General features: G+C 61.3%; 23 protein-coding genes. 8 read left to right on the plus strand and 15 right to left on the minus strand.

The window, feature by feature from the left end; all coding sequences use genetic code 11:
* Positions 1-155: 155 nt before the first annotated feature.
* Positions 156-1,154 carry an AraC family transcriptional regulator gene (locus AB7M32_RS25895; RefSeq protein WP_454251801.1) on the plus strand — a complete coding sequence of 333 codons (999 nt, stop codon included), beginning with the start codon at positions 156-158 and terminating at the stop codon, positions 1,152-1,154.
* Between the two features lie 143 nt (positions 1,155-1,297).
* Here the strand turns inward: AB7M32_RS25895 and AB7M32_RS25900 are convergent, their stop codons facing one another.
* The 3 genes from AB7M32_RS25900 to AB7M32_RS25910 form a co-directional block, all read right to left on the minus strand.
* Positions 1,298-2,644: an ATP-binding protein gene (locus tag AB7M32_RS25900; RefSeq protein ID WP_454251802.1), complete on the minus strand. Its 1,347-nt coding sequence runs from the start codon at positions 2,642-2,644 to the stop codon at positions 1,298-1,300.
* Positions 2,641-3,318: a response regulator gene (locus tag AB7M32_RS25905; protein ID WP_454251803.1), complete on the minus strand. Its 678-nt coding sequence runs from the start codon at positions 3,316-3,318 to the stop codon at positions 2,641-2,643. Before AB7M32_RS25905 ends, AB7M32_RS25900 begins: the two co-directional genes overlap by 4 nt.
* 105 nt (positions 3,319-3,423) lie before the next feature.
* A complete protein-coding gene (locus AB7M32_RS25910) occupies positions 3,424-4,023 on the minus strand; it encodes a hypothetical protein (RefSeq protein WP_092169949.1) in 600 nt (199 codons plus the stop codon).
* Positions 4,024-4,167: 144 nt separating this feature from the next.
* Between AB7M32_RS25910 and AB7M32_RS25915 the strand changes: the two genes are divergently transcribed.
* Both AB7M32_RS25915 and AB7M32_RS25920 read left to right on the plus strand, forming a co-directional pair.
* Entirely contained in the window at positions 4,168-4,959 is a 792-nt protein-coding gene (locus tag AB7M32_RS25915) for a dienelactone hydrolase family protein (RefSeq protein WP_454251804.1), read from the plus strand.
* A 202-nt stretch (positions 4,960-5,161) separates the two neighbouring features.
* On the plus strand, positions 5,162-5,887 hold the full coding sequence (locus AB7M32_RS25920) for a 4'-phosphopantetheinyl transferase family protein (protein WP_454251805.1): 726 nt from the start codon (positions 5,162-5,164) through the stop codon (positions 5,885-5,887).
* 115 nt (positions 5,888-6,002) lie between these two features.
* Here AB7M32_RS25920 and AB7M32_RS25925 read toward each other — a convergent pair whose 3' ends face one another.
* Both AB7M32_RS25925 and AB7M32_RS25930 read right to left on the minus strand, forming a co-directional pair.
* Positions 6,003-7,613: an ATP-binding protein gene (locus AB7M32_RS25925; RefSeq protein WP_072412421.1), complete on the minus strand. Its 1,611-nt coding sequence runs from the start codon at positions 7,611-7,613 to the stop codon at positions 6,003-6,005.
* Positions 7,610-8,332, minus strand: a complete 723-nt coding sequence (locus AB7M32_RS25930; protein WP_454251806.1) for a response regulator — start codon at positions 8,330-8,332, stop codon at positions 7,610-7,612. Before AB7M32_RS25930 ends, AB7M32_RS25925 begins: the two co-directional genes overlap by 4 nt.
* A gap of 863 nt (positions 8,333-9,195) precedes the next feature.
* Here AB7M32_RS25930 and AB7M32_RS25935 point away from each other — a divergent pair.
* Positions 9,196-12,087 carry a ribonucleoside-diphosphate reductase subunit alpha gene (locus AB7M32_RS25935; RefSeq protein ID WP_060741041.1) on the plus strand — a complete coding sequence of 964 codons (2,892 nt, stop codon included), beginning with the start codon at positions 9,196-9,198 and terminating at the stop codon, positions 12,085-12,087.
* Between the two features lie 358 nt (positions 12,088-12,445).
* Here the strand turns inward: AB7M32_RS25935 and flgE are convergent, their stop codons facing one another.
* The 6 genes from flgE to AB7M32_RS25965 all read right to left on the minus strand — a co-directional run bounded on the left by flgE (position 12,446) and on the right by AB7M32_RS25965 (position 17,526).
* Positions 12,446-13,744: a flagellar hook protein FlgE gene (flgE, locus tag AB7M32_RS25940; RefSeq protein WP_072412224.1), complete on the minus strand. Its 1,299-nt coding sequence runs from the start codon at positions 13,742-13,744 to the stop codon at positions 12,446-12,448.
* A 28-nt stretch (positions 13,745-13,772) separates the two neighbouring features.
* Complete coding sequence (gene flgD / locus AB7M32_RS25945) at positions 13,773-14,495, minus strand: flagellar hook assembly protein FlgD (protein ID WP_454251807.1); 723 nt, start codon at positions 14,493-14,495, stop codon at positions 13,773-13,775.
* 15 nt (positions 14,496-14,510) lie between these two features.
* Positions 14,511-14,954, minus strand: coding sequence for a flagellar basal body rod protein FlgC (flgC, locus tag AB7M32_RS25950; RefSeq protein WP_060741038.1), 444 nt, complete (start codon positions 14,952-14,954; stop codon positions 14,511-14,513).
* Positions 14,955-14,957: 3 nt separating this feature from the next.
* Complete coding sequence (gene flgB / locus AB7M32_RS25955; RefSeq protein WP_092205402.1) at positions 14,958-15,365, minus strand: flagellar basal body rod protein FlgB; 408 nt, start codon at positions 15,363-15,365, stop codon at positions 14,958-14,960.
* Positions 15,366-15,713: 348 nt separating this feature from the next.
* The gene (gene cheR, locus AB7M32_RS25960) at positions 15,714-16,541 is read right to left on the minus strand and encodes a protein-glutamate O-methyltransferase CheR (RefSeq protein ID WP_063324730.1); all 828 of its coding nucleotides are present in this window, start codon (positions 16,539-16,541) and stop codon (positions 15,714-15,716) included.
* Between the two features lie 58 nt (positions 16,542-16,599).
* Entirely contained in the window at positions 16,600-17,526 is a 927-nt protein-coding gene (locus tag AB7M32_RS25965; RefSeq protein ID WP_060741036.1) for a chemotaxis protein CheV, read from the minus strand.
* A gap of 78 nt (positions 17,527-17,604) precedes the next feature.
* Between AB7M32_RS25965 and flgA the strand changes: the two genes are divergently transcribed.
* The 4 genes from flgA (at position 17,605) to AB7M32_RS25985 (ending at position 20,213) form a co-directional block, all read left to right on the plus strand.
* On the plus strand, positions 17,605-18,369 hold the full coding sequence (gene flgA / locus AB7M32_RS25970) for a flagellar basal body P-ring formation chaperone FlgA (protein ID WP_072412228.1): 765 nt from the start codon (positions 17,605-17,607) through the stop codon (positions 18,367-18,369).
* 172 nt (positions 18,370-18,541) lie between these two features.
* On the plus strand, positions 18,542-18,859 hold the full coding sequence (gene flgM / locus AB7M32_RS25975; RefSeq protein WP_454251808.1) for a flagellar biosynthesis anti-sigma factor FlgM: 318 nt from the start codon (positions 18,542-18,544) through the stop codon (positions 18,857-18,859).
* 47 nt (positions 18,860-18,906) lie between these two features.
* On the plus strand, positions 18,907-19,374 hold the full coding sequence (locus AB7M32_RS25980) for a flagella synthesis protein FlgN (RefSeq protein ID WP_454251809.1): 468 nt from the start codon (positions 18,907-18,909) through the stop codon (positions 19,372-19,374).
* Between the two features lie 92 nt (positions 19,375-19,466).
* Positions 19,467-20,213 (plus strand): flagellar brake protein, encoded by a 747-nt coding sequence (locus tag AB7M32_RS25985; RefSeq protein WP_072412234.1) that lies wholly within the window; start codon positions 19,467-19,469, stop codon positions 20,211-20,213.
* A 62-nt stretch (positions 20,214-20,275) separates the two neighbouring features.
* Here AB7M32_RS25985 and AB7M32_RS25990 read toward each other — a convergent pair whose 3' ends face one another.
* The 4 genes from AB7M32_RS25990 to AB7M32_RS26005 all read right to left on the minus strand — a co-directional run bounded on the left by AB7M32_RS25990 (position 20,276) and on the right by AB7M32_RS26005 (position 25,581).
* Positions 20,276-21,637 carry an MFS transporter gene (locus tag AB7M32_RS25990; RefSeq protein ID WP_454251810.1) on the minus strand — a complete coding sequence of 454 codons (1,362 nt, stop codon included), beginning with the start codon at positions 21,635-21,637 and terminating at the stop codon, positions 20,276-20,278.
* Between the two features lie 70 nt (positions 21,638-21,707).
* Positions 21,708-22,949 carry a glutamine synthetase family protein gene (locus AB7M32_RS25995; protein ID WP_454252202.1) on the minus strand — a complete coding sequence of 414 codons (1,242 nt, stop codon included), beginning with the start codon at positions 22,947-22,949 and terminating at the stop codon, positions 21,708-21,710.
* A 339-nt stretch (positions 22,950-23,288) separates the two neighbouring features.
* Positions 23,289-23,981 carry a sensor histidine kinase gene (locus AB7M32_RS26000; RefSeq protein ID WP_454251811.1) on the minus strand — a complete coding sequence of 231 codons (693 nt, stop codon included), beginning with the start codon at positions 23,979-23,981 and terminating at the stop codon, positions 23,289-23,291.
* On the minus strand, positions 23,974-25,581 hold the full coding sequence (locus tag AB7M32_RS26005; protein ID WP_454251812.1) for a response regulator: 1,608 nt from the start codon (positions 25,579-25,581) through the stop codon (positions 23,974-23,976). The genes AB7M32_RS26000 and AB7M32_RS26005 overlap by 8 nt, the downstream gene beginning before the upstream one ends.
* Positions 25,582-25,903 lie beyond the last annotated feature (322 nt).

Genomic DNA, 25,903 nt, shown 5'->3' on the forward strand with positions numbered 1-25,903 from the left:
ACGGGCTTGCGGTTTCCACACGCGACTAAACGCAGTGTATAAGTGGCGGATTTCCGCCTACAGACCATCCCGCGTTCCGGGATTTGGCGGATATCCGCCTTGCCCAGCCTCAAGCCCCTGTTACCATTCGCCCGCTTAACGGACGGATTTCTGCCATGCGCCAACGCACGATCGCCAGCCACTTCGCCAGCGCAGCCCTGGGCGGCGCACGTCGGCAAGGCTTCGATTATTTGCCTTTGCTGCAACAGCTGGGCATCAGCCCCGAGCTTTTGGATGAGCCGCGTGCACGAATTGCGCCGGAGCAGTTCGCCCGCCTGTTACAAGCGTTGTGGCTGGCAATGGAGGACGAATACCTGGGATTCGGCCGGGCGGCGAGTAAACCCGGGACGTTTGCCATGATGTGCCACGCGTTGATCCACTGTCGGACCCTGGGCAAGGCCCTTCAGCGCGGCTTGTTGTTCTACAGCTTGTTCCCCGACGCCCCACGCCTGACGCTGGAAACCGAAGGCGAACGGGTGCGGCTGGTGCTGGACGACTCGACGTTGTGGGATCCCGATCACTTCCTGACTGAAAGCCTGCTGGTGGTCTGGCATCGCCTCGCCAGTTGGCTGATCGGCCAGCGGATAGGCCTGGAGCAGGTGACTTTCGGCTATGCCAAGCCCGCCCACGGGGCCGAATACGACTTATTGTTCCCCTACCCTCTGGTGTTCGACGCGCCCGCCAGCAGCCTGCTGTTCCACAGCCGCTACCTGGACATGCCGCTGTTGCAGGACGAACGTACCCTCAAGCATTTCCTCGAACACTCCCCCGCCGACCTGCTGTCACGCCCGGACGATGGCCACAGCCTGAGCACCCAACTGCGCCGCCTGCTCAGCCGCGACACGGCACACTGGCCCGACCTGGACACCGTCGCCGCTCACTTGCACGTCAGCCCGCAAACCTTGCGCCGGCATCTGCGGGAGGAGGGCACCAGCTTCCAGGAACTCAAGGATCAGCTGCGGCGGGATATCGCCATCTACCACTTGGGGCGTGCGGATTTGTCGTTGCAGCAGATTGCCGAACAGTTGGGTTTCTCCGAACCGTCGGCGTTTCACCGGGCGTTCAAGAAGTGGACGGGGCTGACGCCGGGGGCCTACAGGGAGTTGGAGAACTGATTTCCTGATTGTTTTTTGTGGCGTGCTGACGGGCCTCATCGCGAGCAAGCTCGCTCCCACAGCGGATTTGTGAGCGCCGAAAATCCAATGTGGGAGCGAGCTTGCTCGCGATGAGGCCCGCAAACACACCGAAAACACCCCAGTCAAACCACCGGAAAATGAATCCGGAACGCCGCCCCGCCCAGCTCTGAATCCCCGAGGGTCAACCGGGCGCCGTAACTTTCGATGATGTCCTTGACCACCGCCAGGCCAATGCCCTGCCCCGGATGCTGACGGTCCAGCCGTTCGCCCCGTTGGAGGATCCGCGCACGTTGATCCGGCGGCACGCCCGGCCCGTCGTCCTCGACGCTCAACTCCGTGCCGCCGAGGGTCTGGTGCACGCTGACGCGCACCTCGCCCAGGCATAGTCGATAGGCGTTCTCCAGCAGGTTGCCGAGCATCTCCAGCAAGGCGCCCTGTTCGATCGGCACCTGGCAGTGCTCCGGCAGATCGAAACTCACGTTGACCCGCTTGTCGCGATAGACCTTGTCCAACGTGTCGCACAGACTTTGCAGCACCGGGTGCAAGCGCACCTGATGGCGCACCAACCCGCTTTTGCGCAAGCTGGCGCGCTGCAATTGGTAGCCGATCTGCTGGCTCATGCGTTCGATCTGGGTTTGCAGCACCCAGGCCTGGCCACGCTCCTCGGGGCGCCGGGCCATGTCCTCGCTGACGCCTTGCAACACCGCCAGCGGGGTCTTCAGGCTATGGGCCAGGTCATCGAGGGAGTCGCGATAACGGCTGCGCTGCTCCCGCTCGCTGTGGAGCAAGCGATTGAGGGAACCGGTCAGGCGCAACAGTTCCCGAGGGTGCTCGGTACTGAGGCTTTCCCGGGCGCCGCTTTCGATTTCGTCCAGCTCCTGGCTCAGCCGCCGCAGTGCCCGCAGGCCCCAGGTCAGGCCGATCCACAACAGCGCCAGCAACACCGCCAGGGCCGCGCCAAAACCCAGGTAGAGATTGTCCCGCAGGCCCTGCAGGGTCACCTCGTAGTCACGAACCGGCTGCAGGGTGACGATACTGAACGCCGCATTCTGACCACCGAGCAGCTTGATCTCGACGTCATAGACAAAGAACTCCTGGCCGTCGTTTTCGCGAATGCGGGCGAACTGGTTGCCCTGGCCGTCATAGCGCGGCGTGTAATTGATGTTTTCTTCCTGGGTGGCCTTGGACCGCCAGACCAACCGGCCCTCTCGATCATAGATGTAGCCCAGCAGGCGGGCATCGGCGAGGTTGAAGCGCTCATCGGGCAACTGCGTCGGCATCTTCAAGCGGTTGTTTTCCACCCGGGCGGCGGAAATCAGCGTGGTCACGTCCGAGGCCAGGCGTTGCTCGATGGATTCCTGCAGCGCCAGGCTGAATGCGCCTTGCATGGCCGGCAACAAGGCCAGCATGAACAGCACCGCCAGGGTCATGGCGGCCAGCATCAGCCGCAGCCGAAGCGAACGAATCACTGGCAGCGCTCGTTGAACAGGTAACCCAGGCCGCGCACGGTATCGATCGGCTTGAAGCCGGCGGGGGCTTCCAGTTTGCGGCGCAGGCGCCCTACCAGCACTTCGATGACATTGGGATCGCGCTCGTCGTCATCGGGATAGAGCTGCTCCATCAAGCGGTCCTTGGCCACCACCTGCTGGTGATGGCGCATCAGGTACTCGAGGATGCGGTATTCGTAGGCGGTCAGCGCCAGCGGCTCGTCATCGAGGACGGCCTGCTTGCGATTGAGGTCCAGCACCAATGGACCAGCGACGATGGTCGACTGGGTGAAGCCACTGGAGCGGCGCAACAGGGCGTTCAAGCGCGCCTCCAGCTCTTCGAACTGAAACGGCTTGACCACATAGTCGTCGGCACCGGCGGCCAGGCCTTCGACCTTGTCCTGCCAGTTGCCGCGGGCGGTCAGGATCAGGATCGGAAACGTCTTGTCCTGCGAGCGCAGCCGGCGGATCAGTTCCAGCCCGCTGATGCCCGGCAAGCCCAGGTCGATCACCGCCAGGTCATGGTTGAATTCGCGAACCTGATACAAGGCTTCTTCGGCATTGGCCACGGCCTGCACCACATGGCCGCTGTCAGTGAGACGGGTTTGCAGGTGATGACGCAACAGCGCTTCGTCTTCGACGACCAGTAATTTCATGGAGCCTCTCCCCAGGCAAATCAAACAATCGCGCGCGGCGCACCTCAACGAAAGGCGCCGGATCGTCTTTGACCGATCCGGCTGGATACACTCACCCTCGCCCGCTTAGAACGTGTAGTTGGCGGACAGGTAGGTCTGGGCGCTGCTGGTCAGGTCCAGCGAACCGACCTTGTCACCACCGTGCGGGCTCATCTCGGTGCTGGCGTTGCTGCGCAGGTAACGGTAACCCAGTTCAACCGAGGTGTTTTGCGAAATTTGTTGCAGCACACCGCCCTGCAGGCCTACCGCGTAGCCGATGTCGCTGTCGCGGCTGAAACCGGGAGAATCCTGGGTCAGCTTGGTCAGTCCCGCCGTGCCGCCACCGAACAGTTTGGTCGTGCTGGTGACTGGGAGGAACACATCGTAGCTGCCCAACAGATTCTCCTGGCGCAATTTGATGCCGTTGTGGGTGCCCGAGACGTTGTCGTAGGTGGCGTAGTAGCGGCCCTGGTCGTTCTGCTTGCCCAGGCGCAGGCCATACGTGGTGTCCTTGCCGATGATGCCGTCGGCGTTCGGGTGGTTCAGGTTGGCATCCAGGGCGTCGGATTTCTTGACCTTGTCGCTGGTCTGGCCGAGGGTCAGGCTGGCGAAGTTGTCATCGGCGTGGGCCAAGGCGCTGGCGCCCAGCACGGTGAAAGCCAGCAACAGTTTTTTCATCTGAGTCATGGTCGAGCTCCTTTGAAGCATGGGTGGTGTGTGAAGTCGCTGTCACGTTAACCAGCGATCCCTGAACACCCCTTGAACGTTCTCTGAACCTGCGCTGAATGAATCGGCTAATCTGTGCGGACCACTTTTATAAGGAGATCCGTCATGCGCAGGCTGCTTGCTGTTGTACTTCTGGCCATGAGCGGTGTGAGCCACGCCGCCATCCAGACCCAGGAGCTCCCCTACACCAGCGCCGATGGCACCAAGCTGATCGGTTACTACGCTTATGACGACGCCGTCAAAGGCCCGCGCCCGGGCGTGGTGGTGGTTCACGAATGGTGGGGGCTGAACGATTATGCCAAGCGTCGCGCCCGTGACCTCGCGGGCCTGGGCTACAGCGCCCTGGCCATCGACATGTACGGCGACGGCAAGAACACCGAGCACCCCAAGGACGCCCTGGCCTTCATGCAGGCGGCACTCAAGGACGGCAAAGCCGCCAGCGCACGCTTCCAGGCAGGGTTGGACCTGCTGAAAAAACAACCCCAGACCGATCCGGACAAACTGGCCGCCATCGGCTACTGCTTCGGCGGCAAGGTGGTGCTGGATGCGGCGCGCCAGGGTGTACCGCTGGCCGGCGTGGTGAGCTTCCACGGCGCGCTGGTGACCAATACCCCGGCCACCCCGGGCAGGGTCAAGGCCAAGGTACTGGTCGAGCACGGTGCGCTGGACAGCATGGTCACCCAGGACAACGTCACCGCGTTCAAGAGCGAGATGGACAAGGCCGGCGCCGACTATAAATTCGTCAGCCTCGAAGGCGCCAAACACGGCTTCAGCAACCCAGACGCCGACCGTTTGAGCCACGGCGAACATGGCGGGCCGGACATTGGTTATAACAAGGAAGCCGACGAGAAGTCGTGGGCGGACATGCAGAAGTTCTTCAAGAAAATCTTTGGCTGACGCCTTGTAAGAGATTTCTTGTGCACACCTGTAGGAGCTGACGAGTGCAACGAGGCTGCGATCTTTCCCTTGCCAATTGAGTCAAGAGCGAAAGATCAAGATCAAAAGATCGCAGCCTTCGGCAGCTCCTACAGGTCGGCCCCGGCAGGGAAAATCCCATCGCCACTACCCAGCCCCAAGCCAACCCGGCAAAATGCCGGGCATGAACGCACTCCCCGCCCTGCCCGCCTGCTGTACGCCTCTGGATGATCAATGGCTGTTGCCCGAAGCCCTGTCCGATACAGTGCTATTGAGCACCTGCTTTGATCCACTGCTGCTGACCGGCAATGATTTTGCCGACAGCGCCATCGACCCACCGGCGAGCATCCAGCGTTCGGTGGCCAAGCGCCAGGCAGAATTCCTGGCCGGGCGGATCTGCGCCCGGGCGGCGTTGCAGCGGCTCGACGGCCAGGCCTGCGTGCCGGCCATCGGCGAAGACCGCGCTCCGGTGTGGCCGGCTCATATCAGCGGCTCAATCACCCACAGCACGGGCCGGGCAGCAGCCATCGTCGCGAAAAAAGACCACTGGCAAGGCTTGGGCATGGACGTGGAAAACCTGCTCGACCCCGAGCGCGCCGAGCGCCTGGCCGGTGAAATCCTCACCTCGCCAGAATTGCAGCGCATGACCCGGCTCACGCGCGATGACCAGGCCTTGCTGGTGACCCTGACCTTTTCAGTGAAGGAAAGCTTGTTCAAGGCGCTGTACCCCATCGTCAGGCAGCGTTTTTATTTCGAGCATGCCGAGGTGCTGGACTGGACACACGACGGGCAGGTGCGGCTGCGCTTGCTGACGGACCTGTCGGCCCAATGGCGCCATGGCAGCGAGCTGCAGGCGCAGTTTGGGGTGAAGGATGGGCATTTGTTGAGCCTGGTGGGGATCAGGGCCTGAGGTTTTTAGTGTCTGGGAGGGCCTCATCGCGAGCAAGCTCGCTCCCACATGGGAATGCGTTCAACCTGTGGGAGCGAGCTTGCTCGCGATGAGGCCGGCACAGGCACCGCCTCTCTCAAGACCTGTCCTGATGCCTCGGCCAACTCAGGCTGAAACAGGCGCCCCCCAGGCTTTTACTCTTGCCGATCAACGCCCGGCCATCGTGCCAGTGGATGATCCGCCGCACAATCGACAGCCCCAGCCCATGACCGCCCGACGCGCGGGCGCGGCTGTCGTCCAGGCGCAGGAAGGGTTTGAAAATCCGCTCCCACGCCGCTTCTGGCACGCCGGGCCCGTCATCTTCCACGTCCACCCGGCAGCGCAGCTGGCCCACCTGGTAGCTGACCGTGACCTTGGAGTGGGCGTGGCGCATGGCATTGCCCACCAGATTCTGCAAGGCACGATGCAGAAAGCGTGGCTCGGCCTCGACCCAGGCGCCGTCGCAATCGGCGGCCGACAGGCATAGACCACGCTCGACCGTGATCCCGGCCCGCAACGGCCCCAGCTCATCGATCACCTGATTAACCAGCGCATCCAGATCCACCCGCTGAAAATTCAACGCCGGCGAACCCTGTTCCAGCCGTGCGTAGGTGAGCATTTCGTCCACTAGCCGATCCAGGTCTTCGATGTCGTGGTCCATGCCCGCCAGGTATTTGTCCCGGGCCTGGGGCGTGGTGGCGCTGCCGAGCATTTCCAGGCCAAAACGCAGGCGCGCCACCGGGGTGCGCAATTCGTGGGACACCGCCCGCACCAGTTCGCGCTGGATCGCCAGCAGTTGCTGCAAGTGCTCAGCCATGCCATTGAACGCCGCCGCCAATCGCCCGACCGAGTCGGCGCCTCGGGCCGGCACCCGGGTTTCCAGGCTGCCCTGGGCGATCTGGGTGGCGGCCGACTCCAGACCGCGCAAGCGACGCTCCAACTGACGCACCAATAGGTAGACGATCAACCCGATCAGGCTCAACCCCAGCGCCGCGATCAGCACCAGCCATTGCGGCGGATAAGGGTTCATCTGGTACAACGGGCCGATCTCCAGGACCCACGGGGTGCCGACCATGCCGGCGAAGACCCGGATGGAATCGCCGCCCTTGCCCAGCGCCATCACCGTATCGCCCTCGGACACGCGACGACGCTGATCTTCATCCATGTCGGCCTGCTCGGCGGTCATGAGTCGCAGGTCGAAGCCAAACCCTTTTTCCTGCTCCAGTTGCGCCAGCCGCTTGGGCTGCTCGGCCACGGGGTAACGCACCAGTTCGTCGGCCAACAGATAAATGGTCGCGCGGGCCAGTTGCTCGCTGATCTGCTGGACTTCCCCGACCAACATCAATTGTTCGGTTTCATTGACCAGCCGATAGACTTTTGCCGCATGGGGCCCGGTCTGCTCGACCAACGCCTGGCCGCGCAGTACGCGGGTACGCTGGCCGAGATCGAGGTCGGTCTGGGAGAAGGTCTGCACCGCCAGAGGAATACCCAGCAGGCGCTCCCACACCAGCAGCGCCCGGCGGCGCTCGGTGTCGTTCATGGGCCGCAGGTTGTCGGCCATCAACGAAAACGTGCCGTGGGCCAGGCGCTCGCGGTATTGCTCGCCGCGAGTCTGGTTGAGCAGGTGCAGGGCCAGCACACCGAGGACCGCCACCAGCACCAGCGCCGCGCACATGCCGCCATAAATACGCAGGAAGATCGAATTCACGGCGCCAAGTCTGCGCAAGCTTCGGGGACGAACAGGTAGCCTTTGCTGCGGATGGTCTTGATCAGCCGTGGATGATCCGGGTCGTCGCCGATCTTGGGCCGGATGCGCGAAATACGCACGTCGATGGAGCGGTCCTGGCCGTCATAGCCGATGCCGCGCAGGGCGGTGAAGATTTCTTCCCGGGACAGGATGCGCCCGGCATTGGACACCAGCAGCCACAGCAGGTCGAATTCGGCGCTGGTCAGCTCGATACCGTTGCCCTGCAACCAGGCTTCGCGCAGGGCGTCGTCAACCACCAGCGGGCCGAATTGCAGGCGCCGCGGCTTCTGCGCCACGCTCGGCTCCGGCTCGCTGCGTCGCAGCAGGGCCTGGATCCGCGCCAATAGCAAGCGCGGGCGAACCGGTTTGCAGACGTAATCATCGGCGCCCAGGTCCAGGCCCTGGATCTGGTCGGTGTCGTCGGTGCGGGCGGTGAGCATCAGGATCGGCCCGTCGTAGTGCTCGCGCACCTTGCGGCAGATGCTCAGGCCGTCTTCGCCGGGCAGCATCAGGTCGAGGACCACCAGGTCCGGCTGCTCGGCAATGATCCGCGCCGCCGCCACCGCACCGTCGCCTTCGATGGCGACACACAACCCGTTGCTTTCGAGGTATTCCCGGGTCAGCTCGGCCAGACGCTGGTCATCCTCGACGATCAATACCTGCCAGGCTTCTTGTTCCACTGGGGGACCTTTTGGCTGATTAGCTAAATAAGGAGAGGCGTGTTGCCACTATCACTGAAAAAGCACGAACCCTGTGGGAGCGAGCTTGCTCGCGATGGTGGTGTGTCTGTCAGCCTCCATGCTGCTGCTCCGACGCTATCGCGAGCAAGCTCGCTCCCACAGGTTGGGTCCTGCGCCTTCCCGTCTTTTTGTCATGTTAAAGGGGGATAAACACACCCAGGCACGGGCCGATTGTATAAACGTCGCCTGCACAGAAAACAAGCGGACAAATGCGTTTCGGTCGGGTGGGTTTTATGTGGTAAGGTCCGCGCCCGCAAAAAACCTTCAGGCTGTTTTCGGATCGTCGAAACCGGTGAAAAAAGGTCCACTCCAGCTAGGTCGCGGCCTACAGAGCAGTTCCACGTTTCGCACACAAATTACGCACAGGCTTATCCACAGGTAGTACGTTGCATACCCCCCAAAAACGCATTATCTTGTAGCCCGCCGCGTAAAAAACCCTACATGTAGGGTTTCAGGCTAAAAACCAAACACAAGTCGGGCAGAGAATTCAAGCGCTTTTCTTGCTTCTGTCCAACTGAAACATCGCATTTCCCCAAGCCCAGACCGCCCCTGCGGATGGCAGCTGTTTCAAGGTCGAAAACGACCGAAACGGTACGGGTGTTGCAGTCAATTGCTGCCACCCCGGCAATCCGGTTTCGAGCCTCGCTCGCAACCTGAGAACTTCGGATGGAAGCGGCATTAAACGCCTGCTTCCTACTGTCCCGAAGTTGTTATGCCCGGCGCCAGTCGGTTGTAGTGCTTCAGGACGGAACGGTGGGCACCGTGATGGTGCCCAAACAAACATAAAGAACGTGGAGACACCCATGCACACCGACACAACTCGCGAGAACCCGCAGGGCACCGCGCCGCTGGCCGCCGATTCGAGCCCGGATCTGTCCGCCACCGCGCCGGGCCAACTGCGTGTGATCAAGCGTAACGGCACTGTCGTTCCTTACACCGATGACAAGATCACCGTCGCCATCACCAAAGCGTTTCTCGCAGTTGAAGGCGGCACCGCTGCCGCTTCGTCGCGAATCCACGACACCGTGGCCCGCCTGACCGAACAGGTCACCGCGACCTTCAAGCGTCGCATGCCCTCGGGCGGCACCATCCACATCGAAGAAATCCAGGACCAGGTCGAACTGGCCCTGATGCGTGCCGGCGAGCAGAAAGTGGCCCGCGACTACGTGATCTACCGTGACTCCCGCGCCAAGGAACGTGCCACCCGCTCCCCGGCCGACGCACCGGTCCAGGCCCACCCTTCGATCCGCATCGCACGCGCCGACGGCAGCCTGGCGCCGCTGGACATGGGCCGCCTGAACACCATCGTCACCGAGGCCTGCGAAGGCCTGGAAGAAGTCGATGGCGACCTGATCCAGCGCGAAACCCTGAAGAACCTCTATGACGGCGTCGCCCTCAAGGACGTCAACACCGCGTTGGTGATGACCGCCCGGACCCTGGTGGAGCGCGAGCCAAACTACTCCTTCGTGACCGCCCGCCTGCTGATGGACACCTTGCGTGCCGAAGGCCTGAGCTTCCTGGAAGTCGCCGAGAGCGCGACCCACCACGAAATGGTCGACCTGTACGCCAAGGCGTTGCCCGCTTATGTCGCCAAGGGTATCGAGTTCGAATTGCTGAACCCGGTCCTGGCCGAATTCGACCTGGAAAAACTCGGCAAGGCGATCAACCACGAGCGTGACCAGCAGTTCACCTACCTGGGCCTGCAAACCCTGTACGACCGTTACTTCATCCACAAGGACGGTATCCGTTTCGAACTGCCGCAGATCTTCTTCATGCGCGTGGCCATGGGCCTGGCCATCGAAGAGAAGCAGCGCGAAGACCGTGCGATCGAGTTCTACAACCTGTTGTCGTCCTTCGACTACATGGCATCGACCCCGACCCTGTTCAACGCCGGCACCCTGCGTCCACAGCTGTCGAGTTGCTACCTGACCACCGTTCCGGACGACCTCTCGGGCATCTACGGCGCCATCCACGACAACGCCATGCTGTCGAAATTCGCCGGCGGCCTGGGCAACGACTGGACCCCGGTTCGCGCATTGGGCTCGTACATCAAGGGCACCAACGGCAAATCCCAGGGCGTCGTGCCGTTCCTCAAAGTGGTCAACGACACCGCCGTTGCGGTCAACCAGGGCGGCAAGCGCAAGGGCGCGGTCTGTGCCTACCTGGAAACCTGGCACATGGACATCGAAGAGTTCATCGAGCTGCGCAAGAACACCGGTGATGACCGTCGCCGTACCCACGACATGAACACCGCCAACTGGATCCCCGACCTGTTCATGAAGCGCGTCTTCGACGACGGCAAGTGGACCCTGTTCTCGCCATCCGAAGTGCCGGACCTGCACGACCTGACCGGCAAGGCTTTCGAAGAGCGCTACGAGTACTACGAAGCCCTGACCGAGTACAACAAGATCAAGCTGTTCAAAGTCGTTCAGGCCAAAGACCTGTGGCGCAAGATGCTCTCGATGCTGTTCGAAACCGGCCACCCATGGCTGACCTTCAAGGACCCGTGCAACCTGCGCAGCCCGCAGCAGCACGTGGGCGTGGTCCACAGCTCGAACCTGTGCACCGAGATCACCCTGAACACCAACAAGGACGAGATCGCGGTCTGCAACCTGGGCTCGATCAACCTGCCGAACCACATCGTCGACGGCAAGCTGGACACCGCCAAGCTGCAACGCACCGTGAACACCGCCGTGCGCATGCTCGACAACGTGATCGACATCAACTACTACTCGGTGCCGCAAGCGAAGAACTCCAACTTCAAGCACCGTCCGGTCGGCCTGGGCATCATGGGCTTCCAGGACGCACTGTACCTGCAGCACATTCCATACGGTTCCGATGCCGCGGTCGAGTTCGCCGACAAGTCCATGGAAGCGGTCAGCTACTACGCGATCCAGGCCTCCTGCGACCTGGCCGACGAGCGTGGCGCCTATGAGACGTTCCAGGGTTCGCTGTGGTCCCAGGGCATCCTGCCGCTGGACTCGCAACAGATCCTGATCGCCCAGCGCGGCCAGAAGTACATCGACGTCGACCTGAACGAATCCCTGGACTGGGCACCGGTTCGCGCCCGTGTACAGAAAGGCATCCGTAACTCCAACATCATGGCCATCGCACCGACCGCCACCATCGCCAACATCACTGGCGTGTCGCAGTCGATCGAACCGACCTACCAGAACCTGTATGTGAAATCGAACCTGTCGGGCGAATTCACCGTGATCAACCCGTACCTGGTTCGCGACCTCAAGGCTCGCGGCCTGTGGGACTCGGTCATGATCAACGACCTGAAGTACTACGACGGTTCGGTGCAACAGATCGAACGCATCCCGCAAGAGCTCAAAGCGCTCTACGCCACCGCGTTCGAAGTGGACACCAAGTGGATCGTCGACGCCGCCAGCCGTCGCCAGAAGTGGATCGACCAGGCTCAGTCGCTGAACCTGTACATCGCCGGCGCTTCGGGCAAGAAGCTGGACGTGACCTACCGCATGGCTTGGTACCGTGGCCTGAAAACCACTTACTACCTCCGCGCCCTGGCCGCCACCAGCACCGAGAAGTCGACCATCAACACCGGCAAGCTGAACGCGGTTTCCAGCGGCGGCAACCACGGTGACGATTCGGTCCTGGCTGCTCCAGCAGGACCTGCGCCAGTGCCAAAGGCCTGTGCGATCGATGAGCCGGATTGCGAAGCTTGCCAATAAGCTGAGCCGGTAGGCGCGTAAAGGCGCCTGCTGAAAGAAGCCCTCGATAGACCGCTGGTTTATCGGGGGTTTTCTTTTGCCTGGCGAAAAGCGGCGCCTGGGCTGGCCTCATCTGGAACTCTGTGGGAGCCGAGCTTGCTCGCGATGGCGGCAGCACATTCAACATCACTGCATCTGACAAACCGCTATCGCGAGCAAGCTCGGCTCCCACAGATTTTTTGCGCCAGCCATAAAGTCTGCTTACACCGCTGCCTCCCTGCTCGCGATGAGGGCCGGAACAGGCAACACAAAATACTCACCCAAAAGAAAGCCCCGCTTGCGAGGGGCTCCTTGTACAGCCGTCAAGCAACCCTCGACATCAGGCCATCTGAATGATGGTCTGCATGATGGTGCTCTGGGTGGAGATGGTCTTGGCGTTCGCCTGGTAGTTGCTCTGGGCCTTGATCAGCTCGACCAGTTCGTTGGTCAGGTTGACGTTGGACTCTTCCAGGGAGTTGGAGACGATCGAACCCAGGGTGCCCGTTTGTGGCGCGTCGTAGCCCGGAATGCCCGAGGCGAAGGTTTCCTTCCAGCTGGTGCCGCCTACCGGCTGCAGGCCTTGCTCGTTGGTGAAGCTGGCGAGTGCGAGCTGGCCGATCGGCTTGGTCTGGTTGTTGCTGAAGTTGGCCAACAGTACACCGCTGCCGTCGATGGTCAGGTTGGTGATCTGGCCCGTGGCGTAACCGTTCTGGGTCGGGATCGACCGTGCGGTGTCGGCATTGAACTGGGTGGTGTTGCCCATGGAGATCGTGATGGTCGGCGCGCTGGCGGCGCCGTTGGCGGTCCATACACCGTTGGTCACGGTGCCGGGGACCCAACCGGTCAGTACCAGATCACTATTGACCGTCGCTGGCGGAGTGGTGACCGTGGTCAACTTGCCGCTCGAATCGAAGTTCATGGTCGAAGGGATCGGCGCAGTCGCACCGGTCGTGGTCGGCAAGGTGCCGTTTAGGTTACGACCATCGATCAAGGTATAGACATTCCAGGTGTTACCGGAAGTCTTGACCATGTACTGGTCCATGGAATGCTGGTTGCCCTGGGTGTCGTAGACCGGGGTGGTGAATTGCTTGGTGAACGTGGCCGTGTCGGCCGGATTGAACGCGGCGGTGATCGGCGTGGCCGTCGAGTTCAGGTTGATCGTCGAGGACACCAGGCTGGTGGCAGTCGGCGGCAGGTTCGAGGTGTCGATGCGCAGGTCGGTCAGGATGCCGTTCTGGATCTTGCCGTTGGCATCCACGCCATAGCCCTGCAGACGCGCAGTACCATCGCTGTTGGTGATGAAACCTTCCTTGTCGGTCTTGAACGTACCGGCACGGGTGTAGCTCAGGGAGCCGTCATTGCTCAAGACAAAGAAGCCCTGGCCCTGGATGCCCATGTCCAGCACGTTGCCGGTGTTGTTGACGTCACCCTGGCCGAACTGCTGGGAAACGTTGGCCAGGCGCACGCCGTTGCCGACGGTCTTGCTGCCCGAACCCAGCTTGGTGGCCGAGTAGACGTCTTCGAATTCCGCGCGGGACGATTTGAAACCGGTGGTCGCCACGTTGGCGATGTTATTGCCGGTCACGTCCAGCTGTTTGTTGGCTGCATAGAGACCGCTAAGGCCGATGTTAAAAGACATGTTGACTCCTTTTGCCGGTTAGTCGGCTCTACATACCAATAGTTTGTACTTTGGACAGGGCAATGCTGCCCAGCCCGGCCAGGTTGAGCATCAGCTCGCCGCCTGTCTGGCTGATGGTCACGCTGCTGACCGTGGCCGGCAGGTTGGTGATCAGCGACGTGGCCTTGCCGTCGATGGTGGTCGAGGCCGCGAAGGTGTAAGTGCCCGATTCAACAACCGTGCCCGCGTCGTTCTTGCCATCCCAGATGAAGGCCGAGTTGCCGGCGTTCTGGCTACCGAGGTCAATGGTGCGAACAGTCTTGCCGTCCTTGTCCACGATCTTGACCGCGACAGAGGACACCGATGCAGGTACCACCACCGTGCCGTTGAGGCTCTTGGAGGTATCGACCACAGCCTTGTCACCCGGGGCAATGACCGAGCGCCCGACCAGCGACGAGGCTTGCAAGGCCTGGGACGAGTTGTAGTTGCCGGCGATACCTTTCACGGTATCGTTGAGAGTGGTGATGCCTTCCAGGCTGCTGAACTGCGCCAACTGGGCAACGAACTCACCGTTGTCCTGGGGCTCCAGCGGGTTCTGGTTTTTCAGCTGGGTAACGAGCAGTTGCAGGAACGCATCCTTGCCCAGCTCCTTCTTGCCGGTCGCCGCACCTGTCATTGCCCCGAGGGTATCGGAGGTGTTGTTGGTCTTGACCGAGGAGTTGGCCAGAATCTCGTTGAGGCTCAAACCGCTTGTGGTGTTGGTAACGCTCATGTGACTCGCCCCTTATCACTGACCGAGGGTCAGGACCTTCTGCATCATGGCTTTGGCGGTGTTCATCATTTCGGCGTTGGTCTGGAACGAACGACTGGCGGAAATCATGTCGGCCATTTCTTCGACGACGTTGACGTTCGGGTAATAGACATAACCCTTGGCGTCCGCAGCCGGATGGTTTGGCTCATAACGTGCTTCGAGGTTGCTCTGGTCTTCGACCACGCCAAGCACCTGTACGCCCTGCCCGGCCGCTTCCTGGTCCTGGAACAGCGAGTCGCTGCCGCCGGACTGGCCACCCTGGAACATGGTGGCGAATACCGGGTGACGGGCGCGGTAGGTCTGGTCGATGCTCGACGAAACGGTCTCGGCGTTGGCGATGTTACTGGCGACGGTGTTCAGGCGAGTGGTCTGGGCACTCATGGCACTGCCGGCAATGTTGAATACGCTAGCAATCGACATGGCTTACTCTCCGCGCAGGGCCGATACCAGCCCTTTGAACTTACTGTTGAGCAGGGTGAAGCTGGCCTGGAAGTTCACGGAGTTTTCCGCGTAGTTGGACTGTTCCAGTTGAGCGTCCACGGTGTTCTGGTCGATCGACGGCTGCATCGGCGTGCGATACATCAGCGACTCGTCGCCATTACCCAGGCCTTCGGCTTCGATATGACGGCTGTTGGTCATGTTCAAGGCGAAGTGGCCGTTCTTGGCCTTATCGTTCTGCTCGGCGAGCACCTTGGAAAAGTCCAGGTCCCGCGCCTTGTAGTTCGGGGTGTCGGCGTTGGCGATGTTGTTGGCCAGGACTTCGGCACGCTGGGCGCGGAAGCTCAGGGCCTGTTCGTGGATACCGAGCGCTTTATCGAAGCTGATGCTCATGTCGGAAACCTTTGGGTGACCAGAATGTACGTACAACGGCTAAAGCAAGCGCCGTGCCATTTCCAAAAACCCCATAAACCGGGGCTTTGCGGGCACCGGCAAAGCGGCAATGCCAGAAAAGCGGCAACGGGTTTCCGCTTTTCTGCCGCTTTTCTGCCGCTTTCATCAGGCGACGCGAGTCAAAATGTGGGAGCGAGCTTGCTCGCGATAGCGGTCTGTCAGGGACATGGATTTTGGATGTGCCGCCGCTATCGCGAGCAAGCTCGCTCCCACAGGAGATGGTCCTGGCTGGCAGGCAAAAAAAAGGAGCCCCTTGGGACTCCGCTTTTTTTTGACAATCCAGGCCAATCACTTCGCCTGGTAGATGATCCCCGGGCTGCACTGGACCATCTGGTAATGGTCCGGCAAACCGTTCAACGCCTCGGAGGCGCCAAGGAACAGGTAGCCGCCCGGCTTGAGCGTGCCGTGGATGCGCAGCAGGATGTCTTTCTTCACTTCGGCGGAGAAGTAGATCAGCACGTTGCGGCAAAACACGATGTCGAACTTGCCCAGGCTGGCGTAGCTGTCCAGCAGGTTGAACGAGCGGAACTCCACCCGGCTCTTGATCGGTGCCTTGACCACCCACTTGCCCGGCCCTTTCGGGTCGAAGTAGCGTTGCAGCCGGTCCGGCGACAAACCACGGCCGATGGCCAGGCTGTCGTACTCGCCGGTCTTGCAGTTATTGAGCATGGTCCCGGACAGGTCCGTGGCAACGATCTGCACGCCGCCTTTCAACTGGCCCAGGTTGGAGCGTTCGAACTCATCGATGGACATCGACAGCGAATAGGGTTCCTGCCCCGACGAACAGGCCGCCGACCAGATCCGCAGGCGCTGACCAGGGCTGGCCTTGATGGCGGCCGGCAGCACTTTGTTCTTCAGCACCTCGAACGGATAGGTGTCCCGAAACCACAGGGTTTCGTTGGTGGTCATGGCGTCCACCACCATCTCGCGCAAGCCGCTGCGCGGTTGGGTCTGGATACGCTGCACAAGCTCGCCCAATGACTTGAGGCCCTGTTGCTCCATCAATTTATTGAGACGGCTCGACACCAGGTATTGCTTGTTTTCACCAAGCAAGATGCCACAGGCTTTTTCCAGGAAGACCCGGAACTGTTCGAAATCCAAATTACCCGTAGACAAGATACCGCCTCTTTCATCGTGTTGACTTGCCGGGCGCACAACGCACCCGACCTTTACTTTATTCTGCTGCCTTGATCCGATCGACCACCCGGGACGCCAGGTCATCGGGACGGAATTTCGCCAGGAAATCGTCGGCACCGACCTTCTTGACCATCGCCTGGTTGAAAACCCCGGACAACGAAGTATGCAAGATGATGTGCAGCTTTTGCATGCGCGGATCACTGCGGATTTCCGAGGTCAGGGTGTACCCGTCCATCTCCGGCATCTCGATGTCGGAGATCATCATCAGGAACTCCTCTTCGGGCTTCTTGCCCTCGTCGACCAGCGCACGCAGGTAATCCAGCGCCTGCCGCCCATCGTTCAACGCCACCACTTCCACACCGACCGTTTGCAGGCAACGGGTCACCTGCTTACGTGCCACCGACGAATCATCGACAGTCAGCACCCGCAGCGAAATCGCCTTGTGCTGGGTCTCGGCGTCCACCACCCCCGCAGAAATCGCCTCCGGCGTGGGCGCCACTTCGGCGAGGATCTTCTCCACGTCGATGATTTCCACCAACTGGTTGTCGACCCGCGTCACTGCCGTCAGGTAATGGTCGCGGCCGGTGCCCTTGGGCGGTGGATGGATCTCCTCCCAGTTCATGTTGACGATGCGCTCCACCGAGCGCACCAGGAACCCCTGGGTCTTGGTGTTGTACTCGGTGATGATCACGAACGGATTGCTCTGGTCCAGCAACCGACCGGAACCGGTCGCCATCGCCAGGTCGAGAATCGGGATGGTCGCACCCCGGATATTGGCCACACCGCACACGACGGGGCTGGATTTGGGCATCAGGGTCAGCTTGGGGCATTGCAGCACCTCGCGGACCTTGAATACGTTGATCCCGTACATTTGTTGGCCGTCGAGACGGAACAACAACAGCTCCAGGCGATTCTGACCGACCAGCTGAGTGCGCTGGTTCACCGAATCCATTACTCCCGCCATGCCCTGACTCCTACCTAACGCTAAAGTGTCCGACGCGCATTCATCACTAAACGGCACGGGGCTTGCTATTGAACCGGCATGAACGCACAAACGACATTTTCTCGACGCCTGACCACTCACTGCCGCCACTGGCTCGGTGCACTGCTGGCTGCCTGCCTGTTCACTTCGGGCGGTCCTGCCCTTGCGGCGGCTCCGGTTACCTTGCCTGATCTCCTTATCGGCGTCACTCAGGGCTTTCTTGAATTCACCGTAGAAGACTACCTGGCAACCAGTCAAACCGAAGGTCGTTACGAAATCGAAGTCAACCAGCTCGACCCGCGCTTGCGCATGCCCATGTGTGACAAGGAATTGACTGCTTCGCTGGAGAGCCCGGCCCGGCCCCTGGGCCGCGTCACGGTGAAGGTTCGTTGCGACAGCGCCGCGCCCTGGACGGTGTTCGTGCCCGCTCAAGTGCGCCTGTTCCGGGAAATTGTCACCACCACGCGTCCGCTCAAGCGGGCCGGGATCGTCGAGCCCCAGGACGTGATGTTGCGCGAACGGGACATCAGCCAGATCACCCAAGGCTTCCTGACCTCTGTCGATCAGGCCATCGGGCAGAAACTTGTCCGACCAATGGTCGCCGACCAGGTCGTGACGCTGGTGCACCTGGAACAGGCCGAGGTGGTCCGCAAGGGCGACCAGGTGGTCATCACCGCCCGCAGCGGCTCACTGGCCGTGCGGATGCCCGGCGAGGCCCTGTCCAACGGCGGCATGCGTGAACAGATACGGGTAAAAAACCTCAATTCCCAGCGCGTCATCAAAGCGCAAGTGATGGCCCCAGGCCAAGTGGAAGTGGCGATGTAATGACCCGGTAAAGGAGGTAGAAAGCTGGCGCTTGATCCCTGTGTTCCCTAGACTGTGCCTTACGCAAAGGCAAGCGCAGACGTGCGCACGTTCATTGAATAAATGAGCCTAAAGTTTTTTTGGGAATGGCCGAAAACATGGCAAGCGTCCAAATACCCAGAGGTTTTTTACCATGGTCATCGATTTCAATCGTTTAAACAGCTCTTCACCGCTGACAGGCACTACGCGTACCAGCGCCACCAAGGAAACCGTCGAAACCGACAAATCCGCACCGGTGTCCACGCCAGCCGAAAAGGTCAGCAACGGGGAGTCGGTACACCTCAGCAATGAGGCTCAGCAGTTGCAGAAGCTCACTGACAAGCTGCGCGATCAACCTGTCGTCGACAACGCCCGCGTGGCCGAGTTGAAAGCAGCCATCGCCGATGGCAGCTACAAAGTCGACAGCAACCGCGTAGCCAGCAAACTGCTCAACTTCGAAGCCCAGCGCTAGGCCGCCGCCTGCGCCAGGCTTTTGGACGCTAAGACCCAAGGCCAGCCATGCACGACACTCATTTATTGCAACTGATCATTGACGACTTCGTTCCAGCGCAACAACTGCTGGAGCTATTGCAGGCCGAATCCGTGGCACTGCACGGTCGTGACATGCCTTTGCTGGAAACTATCCTGGCACAGAAACAGGCACTGATCATCTTGCTCGACCAGCATGGCCGCAAGCGCAGCGAGATCCTCGCCAGCCTCAACCTGCCCGCCAGTCATGACGGCCTTGAGCAGTTGGCCGCCCAGTCGACCATCGGCGATCAGCTGCGGTCCCAGAGCAAAGTACTCAACGACCTGCTCGCCCAATGCCAGGCGACCAACGCCCGCAACGGCCAGTCGATCCAGATGCAGCAGGCCGCCACCGCCAACCAGTTGCGTATTCTCAACGGCGGCGAGATCCCGACGCTGTATGACGCCAGCGGTTCGACGGCCCGAATGGTCAAGCACCGTCCGCTCAGCCAGGCATGAAACGAACAATGCCTTCGCTCTATCAACGCGCGATACATGCTGGCAAAATGCCGGCCATTCGTAGTCGTATTTTGCCTGGAGATTGACCCACCGTGTTCAATGCCTCAAACGCGGATGACGCTCCGCAGCCCCCCAAGGTCCTCACCACGCCCCTGGAAATTTCTGGCAACCTGCGGATGCTGCAAGATAGCCACGACCCGCTGATCATTACCTTCCATGAACGTACCCAGCGCTTCCAGAGCTATCTGGTCAATGTCGACCGCGAGACCAACTCCATCGCCCTGGATGAAATGATTCCCCGGGACGGCGAGCGTTTCCTGCTGGCCGGCGAGCCGTTTCGCGTCGAAGGTTTCCATGACGGCGTGCGCATCGCCTGGGATGGCAAGGGCCCACTGACCATCGATGAATCCAGCGACGGTCGCTGCTATCGCGGCGCCCTACCCGACGAAGTGGTCTACCACCAGCGTCGCAACGCCTTCCGCGCCGCCCTGAAACTGGCCCAACTGGTGAGCGTTGAACTGGGTGGCGACAAGCTCAAGTCTCCCGTGGAGGGCAAGCTGCTGGATATTTCCGCTACCGGTTGCAAGCTGCGTTTCGACGGCGACATCACCCAACGCCTGCAATTGGGCCAGGTGTACGAGCGCTTCATCGCGGCCCTGCCGTTTGGCAACATGATCGCCCCGGTCGAGCTGCGTTACCTGCATTTCGAAGAAAGATTCAACACCACGTTCGCCGGCGTACGCTTCCACAACATCAGCGGCCTGGTGCAACGACAGGTCGAGCGGTTCGTCTACCAGCTCCAGCGCGAAGCCCGGCGCTTCGATAAAGACGACCTCTGATGGTCGAGCCATGAAAAAACGGGCAGTCCCTTGCGGTGACTGCCCGTTTTTTTATGTCCGCTTCAAGGCCTGGCCTGGGTAAAGCTGGGGGGCTCAGGCGCCTCGGCGTCATCTTCAGCCACGGTCTCAGGGGTGGGCTCGGGCTCCACCTCCGGGCTGGCCGGTGCCTGCATCTGCTCCTGCACCACTTGTTCATCCACCCGCGGATCGAGGCACGCCACCAGAGGCGAACTCGACATGCTGTCCGGCATCGCCACGTGATGCAGCGGTGCGTCATCGACCTGATGCAGGTTGGTCACCGCTTTCGGCCGGATCCGCCACACCAGCACCAGGGCGAAGAAGGCGAAAAAGCCGTAGAGCATCTGGCTTCCGAACATCTTCATCAGCACACCCGCCACCAACGGCCCGATACTGGCGCCAACGCCATAGGTCACCAATAGCATCGCGGTCAGGGACACCCTTCGATCCGCTTCGACGTGGTCGTTGGAAAACGCCACCGCCAGCGGATACAGACAGAACTGCACCAGCGAACAGAAGAACCCGGCGACGAACAGCACCTCCAGCGGCACCGCCGGCAGGATCGCCAACGGCAGCGCACAAATCGCCAGGACCAGCGCAAAGCAGCGAATCAGCAGCGCCCGGTCGTAGCGGTCAGACAGCCAGCCCAGCGGCCACTGCACCAACAGTCCGGCAAAGATGCAGCTCCCCATGAACAGACCGACCTGCTCGGTCGAGAGGCCCTGCTGGGAGGCGTACAGCGGTGCCAAACCATAGAACGAGCCGACGATCAGCCCGGAACCCAACACCGTGCTCAACGACTGCGGCACACGCTTGATAAAGAAACGCGGCTCCATGGGCGCCGGATGCAGCGCCGCCGGGTGAATTCTCCGGGTCAGCGTTACCGGCACCAGACATAGGGCGAAGCACAGCGCCACCAGCATCAGCAGCTCCAAGCCCAGGGCCGGGTGCATGACCAGGATCAGTTGCCCCAGCACCAGCCCCAGGTACGAGGCGATCATATAGCCGCTGAACACCACCCCACGTTGCTTGGCATCGGCCTGCTCATTGAGCCAGCTCTCGATGACCATGTACTGGCACATCATGCCCAGGCCAACAATCATCCGCAGCACGATCCACGCCGGCAGCCAGTCCACCAGGCCATGGCCCAGCACCGCCGCCCCTACGATCCCGGCGCAGGCTGAATAGGCGCGGATGTGCCCGACGCGGGCGATCAGCCGGTGGCCGATCTTGCCCCCCAGCACCAGGCCGAAATAGTTGGCGGCCATCAGCGCACCGACCCAGAGGCTGTCCACATGGTCGGCGGCCAGGCGCAAGGCCAGGTAAGTACTCAAGAGGCCCGAGCCGATCAACATCATCAGCGAGGCGAAATAAAGCGCTCGAAAAGGTTTCCAGATTTGGCGCATCGGCGTTCCGAGCGGCTCCTTGAGGTGAGTAGTGGCTATCCGTTGAAGATAGCCCGAATGCGGCGGTTCTTTATGCCTGGGCCGCCAGGACACGTCGCTCCCAGGGGGTGATTTCATCGAAGAAGCTGGTCAGCTCCAGGGTCTTGGAAGCGATGTAGCCTTCGATGAACTCCGTGCCAAACAGTTCCTTCGCCAGATGACTACGCTTCAGACGTTCCAGGGCGGCATGCAAGGTACATGGCAGCGACAGATTATCCGGCACTTCGAATTCACCCTGGATCGCCGCGCTCGGCTCCAGGCGCTGTTCGATCCCATACAAACCGGCAGCCAGGCTGGCGGCAATCGCCAGGTAGGGGTTGGCATCGGCTCCGGGCAAGCGGTTCTCGACCCGACGAGCCACTGGTGAACTGGCGGGAATCCGCAGCCCGGCCGAACGATTGTCATGGGACCAACAGGCATTGTTCGGTGAGGCGAACGGATGGCACAACCGCTGGTAGGAATTCACGTTCGGCGCGAACAACGCGGTGAAGTCCGCCAGGCAAGCCTGTTGCCCCCCGATGAAATGCCGGAACGCGGCCGTCGGTTCGCCCGCTTCGTCGCTGAAGACGTTGCGGCCGCTGTCCGCCTCGACGACGCTCTGGTGGATATGCATCGAACTGCCCGGCGTATGGGCCAGGGGCTTGGCCATGCAGACCACGGTCAGGCCATGCTTGAGGGCCACTTCCTTGAGCAGGTGCTTGAACAGGAAAGTCTGGTCGGCCAGCAACAGCGGGTCGCCGTGCAGCAGATTGATCTCGAACTGGCTCACGCCCATTTCATGCATGAAGGTGTCGCGCGGCAAGCCCAGCGCCGCCATGCAGGCATAGACCTCGCTGAAGAACGGGCGCAGGCCATTGTTGGAACTGACGCTGAACGCCGAGTGGCCGTCTTCGCGACGTCCATCCAGGCCCATCGGCGGCTGGAACGGCTGGGTCGGGTCCGAGTTGGGGGCGAATACGAAAAATTCCAGCTCGGTCGCCACCACCGGCGCCAGGCCAAGGGCGGCATAGCGTGCGACCACGGCCTTGAGCTGGCCGCGCGTCGAGAGCCGGGAGCTTTCACCGGTCAGTTCGTCGGCGTCGCAGATGGCCAGGGCCCGCGGCTGTTGGCTCCAGGGCAGGCGGTGGATCTGTTTCGGGTCGGCCACCAGCGCCAGGTCGCCATCATCACTGCCGTAGAAACGCGACGGCGGATAACCGCCCATGATGCATTGCAGCAGCACACCCCGCGCCAACTGCAACCGCCGCCCTTCGAGGAAACCTTCGGCGGTCATCACCTTGCCCCGCGGCACGCCATTCAAATCCGGCGTGACACATTCAATCTCATCAATGCCCGTCAGTCGCTGCGCGAGTGAACGCTGGCCATCGGTCGTCATGACGCAATCCTTGTTATGTGCGAGCCGCGAACGGCAACCCGTACAAAATAGGCTCCGGCTGTTCGGAATATCAAGCGCCCGGAGGCAATTAAAATCTTATGCAATATGACTGTGGGAGCGAGCTTGCTCGCGATAGCGCCGGCCCAGCCAATATTGAGTTGACTGATGCACCGCTATCGCGAGCAAGCTCGCTCCCACAGGGGATTTGTGGTGGCAGAGGATTTATGGAGGGGATGTTCAGGGCAAGTAAAGCCGGAACACCCCGCCGCCCAACACACCGCCATTGGCAATCTCGGTCCGCCCGCTCACGCCGCCACGCTGGTGCAGCCCGGCGATTCGCCCGGCGAAGTACAGACCCAGCCCGGTGCTGCCGCTGCTGTGGTTGATGCCCTGCACATACTCGGCCTGACGCTCGATCATCTCTGGCGGGTAACCTTCGCCGTCGTCATTGATGGTCAGCACCAGTTGCCCGGCTTCGTCACTCACACTGATCAGCAGCGCCTGGCGCGCATGGCGAATGGCGTTGTTGATGCAGTTGTCGAGCACCGAGGCCACCAGCTCGCGGTCGAAAAAGCCCAAGGGGCTGAGGGGATCGACATCGTAGGTGGCCATGATTCCGCGGCTGCGGAACACATCCTGGTGCCCGGCCAGTTGCGCCTCGATGAAATCGTCCAGCTCGTGGTAGGCCGGGTGCAGCGGCAACTGGTTGACGCCGAGCTTGTACAGCCCCAGCAACTGCACCATGAGGCCATTGAGGTGGGCGAACTCGAACTCGATGACGCCCTGCTCCGAGGTCTGCCGCTCGGACTCGGGCAGGCGTTCGAGCCATTGCCCATGCGCCTGCATGAGCAAGGTCAGGGAGTTTTTCATGTCGTGCACGGTCGACGCGATCACCGTGGAAAAATCGAGGGCCTGTTCGCTGTCATTCATCGCCAAATGCCTTGCTTCGCAGTTTTTGATAACGCGCAAAACGCGCATCGGAGTCGGGCATCATGCCCACCAGTTTCAGGCAGGCGCGGCACTCCTGCAGCAGTTCCGACTCCACGCTGGTGTCGGTGCCATGCAGCAGCGATTGCGCCATGTTCAGGGCAATACTGATGTTCTTCGGTTGCATCTTCAGCGCGCGGCGGAACAGCTCCCGCGCCTCCGGCAATGCGCCGGTCTTGTAGACCCGCACGCCTTCGCGGTTCAACTCGGCGGCGGCGTTGCCCTGATTGAGGATGTTCGGGTCGTCGGTGAGCTTGGCAATGCCTTGCATCACCACCGGGTCATCACCGTAGATTTCCGCGCAGTTCTTGAGCATCGACTCCCCGGCGCTGGTCTGGCCAAGCATTTGCAACTGCTTGGCCACCAGCAACGCGGCCTCGGCGCTCATGAACTGCTCCATGCCATCGAGGCGCTGCAAGGCCTGTTCGGTGAGCTTCTCGGCGGTTTCGGCATCGTTGAGCAACAGGCTGGTGGCCTTCATCAGCCGCGCCCGGACCTGCAACCCCGGGTCGTTGAGGTTCTCCTTCGCCACGGCGCTGAGGGTGGTGTTGATCTCCAGCCGGGTGCGGGTATCGAGGCCTTTTTCGCTGCCCTTGCTGATCAGCGCGTGGGCCAGGCCGAGGTTGCTTTCCGGGTCCTTGAAGCGCGACTGCGCGCCCTGCCCGACCGCCTGGCGATAAGCCCGGGAAGCCGTGTCGTAGTCTTCGTTGGTCATCGCCAACTTGCCCAGCAACGACTGGCGACGCACCGCCAGCGGCGACAGGCGCACCGCCTCTTCCAGCACGTGTTGCGCCTGCTTGGTGTCACCTTCGGCCATCAACACTTCGGCCATGCCGTCGTACAACGCCGGCATCATCGGAAAGACTTTCAGGGCTTTTTCATAAACGGTCTTGGCCTGCCCCACCTGGCCGCGCTTGAACATCAACTTGCCCAGCCCCGCGTAGGCCCACGGCAACGGGCGATCCGCGATGATGGAGTTGTACAGCCGCTCAAGGGCCTCGTTCTGATTCAGGTCGCGCAACGCATCGGCCCGATAACGCAGGCACAACGGCCCGTAGCGCGGGTCCTGCTTGCACAGGGCGATGCAGGCATTGAGCACTTCCATCGGCTTGCCGCGATCGAGGGCTTGCAGGATCGGCTTGAGCAGGGTCTTGCGCTGCTCAAGCCGCTCCAGCCGCTGGGCCAAGCCGGAGCGGTTGAACGGCTTGGTCAGGTAGGCATCCGGCTCATGCTCCAGGGCACTGAGCACCATCGCCTGGCTGGTCTCGGCGGTCACCATGAGAAACACACTTTCATGGCTGATCAGCTTCTCGACCATCAGGTCTTCCAGCACCTGCTGGCCATTCTTGCGCCCATCGCCCAGGTGATAGTCCTGCAAGATGAAGTCATAACGCTTCTGCGAGCACATGCGCAGCGCCACTTCACCAGTGTCGGCGGTGTCCACGTCCTTGACGCCCAGCTCACGCAGCATGGACCGGATCGAACTGCGGAAATCCGAGAAATCATCGACGATCAGAAAACTTTTTTGGTGGTACGCCAGCATCGAGGATGTCCAGGCAAGTAAGAAAATAACCCAATGGCATAACAACGAAACGCCGTGTCACAACCCCGAGGCGCGCAGATGATAGCCACCAGCCAGCAACGTTCAAGGGATTTCAGTAATCGCTTGGTTTGGCTGTGTCGTGACGCACATTGCGAGCCAAAACGCAGGAGACAACCGGCTCATCGGGTTATCGGCAGCAGATGGCGTTCCGTTAAGGGGAAGATGTGGGAGAAACCGAGCGCAGACCATCAGACCGTGGCGAGGGAGCTTGCTCCCGCTGGGCCGCGCAGCGGACCTGTTTTTTGGGCGGCTGCTGCGCAAC

The organism is Pseudomonas sp. R151218B TE3479, from assembly GCF_053629195.1.